This is a genomic window from Chryseobacterium contaminans (genome assembly GCF_001684955.1).
Taxonomy (GTDB): domain Bacteria; phylum Bacteroidota; class Bacteroidia; order Flavobacteriales; family Weeksellaceae; genus Chryseobacterium; species Chryseobacterium contaminans.
This window is the reverse complement of the sequence record NZ_MAYF01000061.1, coordinates 1-8,910: the sequence shown is the minus strand read 5'-3', so window position 1 is coordinate 8,910 and position 8,910 is coordinate 1. Positions and strand designations below refer to the sequence as shown.

General features: G+C 35.6%; 7 protein-coding genes. All 7 read left to right on the top strand.

What is annotated here, in order from left to right:
* Positions 1 to 1,644 (top strand): AAA family ATPase (locus BBH99_RS05325; protein ID WP_066692981.1); only part of this gene is annotated, 1,644 nt, incomplete at its 5' end.
* A 65-nt stretch (positions 1,645 to 1,709) separates the two neighbouring features.
* A complete protein-coding gene (locus tag BBH99_RS05320) occupies positions 1,710 to 2,588 on the top strand; it encodes a lytic transglycosylase domain-containing protein (RefSeq protein ID WP_083188753.1) in 879 nt (292 codons plus the stop codon).
* Positions 2,589 to 3,078: 490 nt separating this feature from the next.
* Positions 3,079 to 3,492 (top strand): type VI secretion system tube protein TssD, encoded by a 414-nt coding sequence (gene tssD, locus BBH99_RS05315; protein ID WP_066692745.1) that lies wholly within the window; start codon positions 3,079 to 3,081, stop codon positions 3,490 to 3,492.
* Between the two features lie 198 nt (positions 3,493 to 3,690).
* Positions 3,691 to 5,859, top strand: coding sequence for a type VI secretion system Vgr family protein (locus BBH99_RS05310; protein ID WP_066692978.1), 2,169 nt, complete (start codon positions 3,691 to 3,693; stop codon positions 5,857 to 5,859).
* 168 nt (positions 5,860 to 6,027) lie between these two features.
* Complete coding sequence (locus BBH99_RS05305; protein ID WP_123873018.1) at positions 6,028 to 6,924, top strand: hypothetical protein; 897 nt, start codon at positions 6,028 to 6,030, stop codon at positions 6,922 to 6,924.
* Between the two features lie 257 nt (positions 6,925 to 7,181).
* A complete protein-coding gene (locus BBH99_RS22705) occupies positions 7,182 to 7,505 on the top strand; it encodes a hypothetical protein (RefSeq protein WP_139260240.1) in 324 nt (107 codons plus the stop codon).
* Between the two features lie 15 nt (positions 7,506 to 7,520).
* Positions 7,521 to 8,840 carry a hypothetical protein gene (locus BBH99_RS05295; RefSeq protein ID WP_066692970.1) on the top strand — a complete coding sequence of 440 codons (1,320 nt, stop codon included), beginning with the start codon at positions 7,521 to 7,523 and terminating at the stop codon, positions 8,838 to 8,840.
* The last annotated feature ends 70 nt before the right edge of the window (positions 8,841 to 8,910 follow it).

Sequence of the window (8,910 nt, the reverse complement as noted above, 5' to 3'; positions counted from 1 at the left end):
CTTTTCATTGATGAAATTCATACCCTTTTAGATCCGAAAGGAAGCATCGGAAACGTTGCCAACCTTCTGAAACCTGAATTAGCAAGGGGTGAAATTACCGTTATAGGGGCTACTACCCAGGAAGAATATAGAAAAATTATTGAGCCGGAGCAGGCTTTTAATCGCCGTTTTGAGGTGTTAACTGTAAATGAGCCGGATGAAAAGACTTGTGTAAAAATGATTGACGTTCTTCTTGAAGGCTATAAAAAGCACCATGGTATTGAAGTGGAAAAAACAGCCCTTCCGGAATGTGTACGCTTAGCCAAAAGATATGCAAAAGGTAAAAAATTACCGGATGCTGCTATCGATTTGTTAGATAGAACAATGGCTGCCATTAAAATGCTGGATGAACTTTCTGAGAAAGAGCTGGACAGCTGGAAAGAAAGCTATGACGCTATTTTAAAAGAAGAATTCTTGGATAATAAAGATAAGGCAGATGAACTGATCTGGACTTATAATTTATTGAGAGATAAAATAAGCCCTATTTTATGGGGATCATTAAGTGAACAGCCTGCTTTGGACAACTCTATGCCGGTAGATCAGATCCAGAAGATTATTGAAGATACTTATGCAGAGCTTTTACAGCATGCTGCTAAAAAAAGAGAAAAAGTAGATCGTTTGGAACTGGCTGCTGTAATGGCTGCTAAAACCAATATTCCGATCGGGAAAATCCAGGCACAGGAAAAAGAAAAGCTTCTGAACATGGAATCCCTTCTGTTGAACAGAGTAGTAGGACAGGATCATGCTTTAAAAATCCTTTCCGATGCCATTGTTGAGAATCGAAGCGGATTAAACAAACCGGGCCAGCCTATCGGATCTTTCTTCCTTTTAGGGCCTACCGGAACTGGAAAAACAGAGCTTGCCAAATCTATGGCTGAGCTATTGTTCAACGATGAGAAGGCTATGGTTCGTTTTGATATGTCCGAATTTAAAGAAGAACATTCAGCAGCGTTATTATATGGAGCGCCTCCGGGATATGTTGGATACGAAGAAGGAGGTATGCTGGTAAACAAGATAAGACAACAGCCTTATACCGTGGTTTTATTTGATGAAATTGAAAAAGCCCACCACTCCGTATTTGATGTGTTCCTTCAGATCATGGATGAGGGTAAAGTGCATGATAAACTTGGAAAAGAAGGAGATTTCAGCAACGCATTGATCTTATTTACTTCCAATATCGGAAGCGAAGAGATTGTAAAACAGTTTGAAGAAGGAAAAGTACCTGAATCCTCATCACTGATGCAGATCATGTCTAATTCAGGAAGGTTCAGACCGGAATTCTTGGCCAGAATTACAGAAATTATTCCTTTTGCACCAATCACGGAATCTATTGCAGAAAGAATCTTCAATATTCAGTTGAAATCACTTCATACTTCATTAACCAGATTGGGAATTACTTTAAAGATTAGTGATGAAGCTGTAAGAAACCTTGCTTTGGGTGGATTTAGCAGTAAATATGGAGCCAGACAGATCTCCGGGGTAATTCGTGCACAGCTGGCAAGACCTATTTCCAAAATGATCGTAAGAGAAGAAGTGAAATCCGGACAAACCATTCATGTTGACTGGAATAAAGAAGAAGAAAAATTAAGCTGGAAAGTAGATTAATAAGACAGTAAATAGCAAGAGGGCAATTCATAAATTTGCCTTTTTGCTTTATAAATAATAGTAAGATGAAAACCATTGTCAGAAATATCTTTACAGGGATAATGCTTTTGGGAACTGTTGTTTTGGTAAACGGGCAGTTTCTTGCTGCTTCAGATACCTCAGAAAGCAGTGTGAGAAAATACCAGGGAATCATTAATTCCAACAAAGATCTTGTTGAGTTTATTGAGCAGCTGCTCCTTCAGAAAGGGCTTCCCAAGCATTTAAGGAACTTAGCTCTTATTGAATCCCATTTTGACAAAAACATTACTTCCGGAGCCGGAGCAGTAGGCGTTTGGCAGCTGATGACTGCACATGCCAACCAGTATGGTCTTGCAGAACATCAACGTACAGATGTGTATAAAAGCACAAAAACAGCCGTTATTTCCCTTGCCAATTTGTATAAAAAATACAATAACTGGGTAACGGTAGTAGCTGCTTACAACTGTGGTGAAGGAAATATAGCCAAGGCGATGCAGACTGCAGGTTCAAGCCAATACCACGAATTTTACAAATATCTTCCTGCCGAAACCATCAATCATGTTAAAAAATACCTTAATGCCTGCTATGCAACTGGAGAACTTCAGAGTGTATTGAACAATTATAATTCTGCAAGGATCAATAAGGTGTTTTTTGAAAATGGAAACAGAAAAGTAGTCAATGAAACATTATCAGAAACAGATATCAATGCCGGGTTTAACTTGAGTGTAATCGCTGATGAGCTGGATGTGGATGTAGATAAAATACTTGCCTGGAATCCGGGAATTACAGAAGAATTGCAGAAAAAAGGAGAAAGTACCTTTTATCTTCCCACTGACCTGATGCCTGATTTCCTTCTCAGAAAACATAAGATACTCAGCAGATCAATAAAAGAAAGTGGAGGAGCCGGAACCGGAGGACAACCTTAAACCGATTAACAATAGTAAAAATAACCAAGCCTGTTTATGGCCTGGTTATTTTTTTATGTTTATCCTACATTAGAATAAAGGTTAAAATCAGAGATACTTTATATATTCATGTAGAGAATAAAAATGTCTTTAGAAAAGTGTGAATTTTTGAATTTTACAGACAAGAATCTAAGGGTTTTATTTTCTATTTTATGATTTTTAAGTAAAAGTTAAGGTGTGTTAATTTTTACTTAAAAAGTATTAATATTTCTCGTTCATGTGGAAAATATCCCTTTTTATCAGTGTTTTATGAATTTTGTAAAGTCCTTATTGTAGAGCTGTTGAGTGGAGTTATTAAATCCAATATCGTAGAATTACTACAAAAAGTCGTAGAACTACTACAATTTTTCAGATTTATGACGAAAAGTTTTTTTACCGAAAAAAGACCTTCTATATTTGCTACACAATCACTGAATCACAAAATATTATTAACGATTAAAATTTACAAATCATGGCAGAAAGAAATTCGAGAGGAATCTTAAAATTCAACAACGGAGAAGGTCAGAAATTATTAAAAATGAACTACAGCGTATCAAGATCAACAGACGTATCAGGACGTGTAGCATCAGATCCTTCTAACGCTCTAATCAAAGTTACAGTAGAAGCTACTGAAAAATCAGACATCCTGGAAAGCTTATTGAACGGAAAATATAAGCCAACAGTAGGAGAAATTGTATTCAACAAATCTCACGAAGAAGGAACTCTGATCACTTTGAAATGGGAGAACGGATATGTAATCCAACACGAAGTAGACTTCGACGCTGTAGACAGCAACAGTATGCTAATCAGCTTCGTAGTAAGTGCTGAAACTATTGACTACGGTACTTCTCAATACGCTGGACTGTGGCCTTCGGCAGGTAAATAAGCCTATTCATCATCTTAGTAAAAATAAAATTGGTACAGGACAGTGCGCTCGAAAGAGTATGCTGTCCTGTTTTTTCATAAGAACAGATTTTAAAAATTAGCCTTTAGCCAACAGATTATGTAGATCTAACCTTATATTTTTTGATTCTATTGCTGCACAATCAGCAGTTTATTTAATTTTAACTTAAACAAAAACACTATGTTTCAGGATGACAAGACAATTAAAGTAGATAGCCCAAAGACTGGTTTGAAAGACAGCAAAGAACAGTTGAAAAATGTAAAGGAGAATATTGCTGAAAAAGCAGAAGAAAAGCTGAATAAAGCGGGCAATAAAGTGGAAAAAGCAGTAAAAGCCGGGCAACAGGGCATGAACACTGTACAGGGAGCCAATATGTTCATGAACCAGACTTTTGTTCCGAACAATCCATCTATTGTTGAAAATAAAGTGTGGGCCAAACAGCCTACCTCAAAAATACATAATGCTGAAGCCATTCCTCAAAGTATTATTGCCGGAATCAACCGTGTGGTAAAACTGGATGTGGTTATTGAAGGGCAGATTATCAGGCATTTTAAACATTTTAAATTGGTGCAGAGTGCCTCCAAACATCATGAATTTAACCTTACGCTTGCTCATGACACACTGGGAAACGCAGAAAATCATAATCTTCAGGAAGCCCAGAATTTCCTTGGGAAAAGAATTACTGTTGTTTTCAAATATAAGGATATTCTGCAGGGTGCAGAGCGTAACTTCGTGGGAGTAATTACGGAAGTAGGGTTCAGCCAGGAAAAAGGAAACCTTGGAAATATTGTTCTTAAAGGATATAGTCCTACCATATTGTTGGATGCAGCTCCTCACATTCAGAGTTTTGGAGGAAGCCAGCCGATCAGTTTGAACAGTATTGCGTATCACGTCATCAGTGAAGGACTTGGTCAGAATAAATTTGATTTCAGAGTGGATGCCCAGCATGGAAATGTTTCCTACAGCTCACAATACGAAGAAACGCACTATAATTATCTGGCAAGAATGGCAGAAGCTTATGGTGAGCAGTTTTACTATGACGGAGAAGTTCTGCATTTTGGAAAGCTTCCACCTCAGGAAAAGCCTGTGAAACTTACCTACGGCAGCAGTGTAAGCGATATTGCCATCAAAATGAAAGCCCAGCATGTAAGCCCTTCTTTTTATGGTTATAATAGCAGCAAGAATGAAAAAATGACGGGTGGAAGTTCAAAGATCAGCCATACTTCAGATATTGCAAGACGTGCTTACGAAATATCAGAAAAAACGTTTACCACTCCATCTTTAAGAGTAGCTCCAATAAAAGCTTCTTCTTTCATGGATATTGACGCTTCTCAAAAAGGAACGGCCGGAAGTAAAGCTTCAGAAGTATTTATCACATCCGGAACTACTACCGTACCTTTCTTATATCCGGGATGTACTGCTGATATTGAAATGCGTAAATCAGAAAGCAATGAGACCTCTTATTTCACCAAGCTGATGATTATCGCAGTTACTCATGAGGTAGATGCAAGAGGATATTATGATGGTAAATTTGAAGCTATTGCCGCAGATACTGGCTTTATTCCACGTCCGGAATTTGAAATACCAAAAGCAGAGGCTCAGTTTGCAAAAGTAGTTTCCAATACAGATCCTCAAAACCAGGGAAGAGTTCAGGTGCAGTTTGACTGGCAGAATGGTCCGGATATCACAGAATTTATCCGTGTCATGTCTCCGGATGCCGGAAGCAGCGATAAAGTAAGCAAAAACCGTGGCTTTATGTCTATTCCTGAAGTAGGAGACCAGGTTATCATCAATTTTGTACACCAGCATCCTGACCGTCCGTTTGTAATGGGAGGAATGTTCCATGGTGGAATTGGTGCCGGCGGTGGTGTGGGGAATAATGTGATGAGCTTTAGTGGAAGAAGCGGTGCCGAATTGAAATATGACAACGGAGCCGGATCAATGAATCTTAAGGATCAGGGTGGAGCCAATATGTTCTTTGATGGAGCTGGAAATGTAGTTCATAATGCCAATAATGACAGTACCAAAACCGTTGGTAATAATAAAACGGATAAAATTGGTAACAATAAGAAGCTGGAAGTTGGATGTGATCATATTGCAGATGTTGGAAATACTCATAAAGTAACTGTAGGAGATACAAATAGTGTATTTACAATGGATAATAAAGGCGTAATTGATTTGACAGGAATAGATAAAATAACTCTTAAAGTAGGAAGTAGTAAAATTGAAATTACAAAAACAAAAATTACAGTTACGAGTGATGAGGTTGAGATAAAAGGAACAGGTACAGCAAAAGCTGTTTTTAACGGAAATACTGCCATCACAGGAAGTTCAGTAGATATAAATTAGAAAATGGAGCTTATACACTATAAAATACAAAAAGGAGACACCTTAGAATCTATTGCAGAAAATAATAAACAAACTGTTAAAGAAATAATCAATTTTCATAATCAGCATTGTGGAGTAACTAATTTTATTATAGGTAACAAATTTCCTGCTCATTTACAGTATCTGTTTTTGGAAGAAAAAAATGAGGAAGAAAAAAGGAAAGCAGTAGAAGAGTCTGCAGAATCGGAATTCACTCAGAAGTCAAGATATAGATGTGAACAATTTAACACTACGAAATTAGAAGACAGAGTAACATTTCACTGTAATACAAAAAAGGAATATACTGTTGAGCAAAATTCATTAAATACGAAGGCTAGAGTAAAACTTAAAGAATATTTGTATAAAATAAACCCTGAAAATCTTGCTCTAGCTCTTGAAGCAGTAAAGGAACTTGAATTTGATAAAGAAAATGCTACTTTCGATTTAAACGATGATAATACCATAAAAAAAATTGTTAATTTTTCTCAGATTAAAGAAAAATGGGAACTCTTTAAACCTAAGTTGGCTGCTTCTGAGTTTTACAGACAGGTTGAAAAAATAAATTCTAAAGCTGCTGAAGATATTATTAAAGGAGGTGCAATAGAGTTTGAAAATGAATCAAACCTAAGGAAAACGTATGATAAATCACTTCTTTATCATGTATTGTTCAATGATTATAATGCTCATAAAAAGAGAATAAAAAATCCTATTTTGAAATTTACCTCTCAGATATTTGTTAACATACCAGTGGAGCTAGAATTGCAACATTCTATTATCAAAGAAGATGATTATTTTGTGGAATATAGAACCGTAGGTAAACTTTTAAGGGAAAAAATTGATAATTCTATTTTAGAAGATCAGTATAATCAATTTTACAAACCTATTATAGAGTATAGCTTTAGCGAATACAATTACGATTATCGGGTTCGAAGAATGTTTGATAAACAGAAAGGTTCTATTGTAAATGCATCTGTATTGATAAAAGAAGAGGTTAAAAATAATTATCAGAATATCACTCAGTTTGACTTAAAACAAATTGATTATTAATAATCATAAAAATTAAAGAAAAAAGATTATCAAGACGCCTACAGACACAGTAAACTTTAAAATATTAAATTCATTAAATGAAAAAAGAGTTTTATTTAAAAAATGTAATAGCTTTTAATCCAAAATATGCTTATTCATTGGCCATTCCCTGTATTTTATTCTGGACGGCAATATATTATTTTTTTATTGGAACAAATTTTAAACTGTCATTCATGATGATTTTTGGATTATTGTGTTTTATAACAATTTATTTTGTTATGAAGTTGCTATCTGTTAATGTTACTCTGGGAATTGATAAAGATTATCTATACATTAAAAAAAATAATAAAGAAGAAAAATACACGAAATCCGATGTTGTTGGTTTTCATACTTACAATTATGATTCAGTGGCAACTCAAAAAAAATCAGCCTTAAGATTAGAAATAAAGCTTGTGAATGATAAAAAAATATTCCTCGACAGCATTGAAGGAATTGATATGGATATTTTAATTACCCTAATTAAAACTTTACAACATGAGCTGAACTTTGAGATCGTGGAAAGAAATAAATTTAATAATAAATATTGGTATTCTATCAAATAAAAATATACAAATAATATGAGTGCTTCATATATACCTAAAGATGTCTATGCTATCTGTACATTTCAAACAGATGCAGAACCCAGACAATTTATTGATACAAGAAAGGAACCTACTGTTTTTTATGGACAAGATAAGAAAAGACCTTTACTTACTATCGAAGACCGAAACATCAGAGATAAGGAGTTTCCTTGCAAAAGCCCTAAAAATGCAATGTGGAGCTTTTTATGTTTTGGAGCAGGAATATTAGTAGGATTAGCCTTACTATCCAATCCTGTAGGATGGGTAATAGCAGCAGGGGTAGGAATAGCAGCGTTGAGTGTTGCTGCAGGGGTTTATCATTCTACCCAAATAAATCATTTGTGTACAGGTTCACTGGAAAATGGCAGTTGGAAAATAGAACATTTGACGGTGAAATTTGATAAAAAAAATGCGATTACTCAAAATTCTATGCTTTCATGTGATGCAGGAGGAATACTTACCCCTATTTTTAGTTATTCTGTTGCTAAGAAATATGCAGCACAAATTGAAAGTAATAATAGCAAAGAAATTGGCTTTAACGCAGCTGCCTCTTTATTTGGTGGTGCAGGGTTTGCCATTTTTGCGGGAGAAGCCGTGATGGCTGCTGGAGCAATAGGGCTAGGAAAAGTTGCTTTATGGATGGGGGGTACGATGTATTTAATGAATGAAGGAACCTATTGGGAAAGAGAAGGAATAAGAAATACTTCCTTACAGGATAACTCTCATTATCAGGATATGAATGATAAGGTTGATGAAAATGGTAAAATACCGGGTTATTTTAAAGACCCTTTAAATGCTACTCCGGGAGACCTTGCCAGTCCTGATATTTTAGAACTTGATGAAAAAGGAAACTTGGCCAGTAAAGATGGTAAAACTCCGTTTTTCTTCAACGGTAAGTGGTATGTTCAGAATTGGCAGGAAAATCTTATAGAAATAAAACAAGGAACAGCCTTATCTAAGGATCTATCTGTATTAGAGGGAATAAATTCACGGGAAGTCTGGAAAACACCAGAAGGAAAAGCAATTGTAGAAAATATTCGTAACGGGAAATATTCAGATTCTCTTATAAAGACAGCAAAAGACGGAGCAGGGGTAGTACGTCCAAAATATCTTCCTAATCTGGCAAAAGAATTGCCGGGACTGAAAGTTCAGAATATTAAAAATATAGGAAAACTAGGAGTAAAAGGAGCCGGATTTATTGGTTTTTTCTTTCCATTTGCTGCAACTTATTTTTCAGAAGATTCAAGAAAAGCATTGGCGAATGCAATGGCAGAAGATGCTGGTAATGGAATAAATGTGATTGCCCATAATGTATAAGTTGAAGGTTTCACATTGTTTGTTTGCTCATACTTGGGCCACATAAAATTAAATCAACATAAACCAAAGG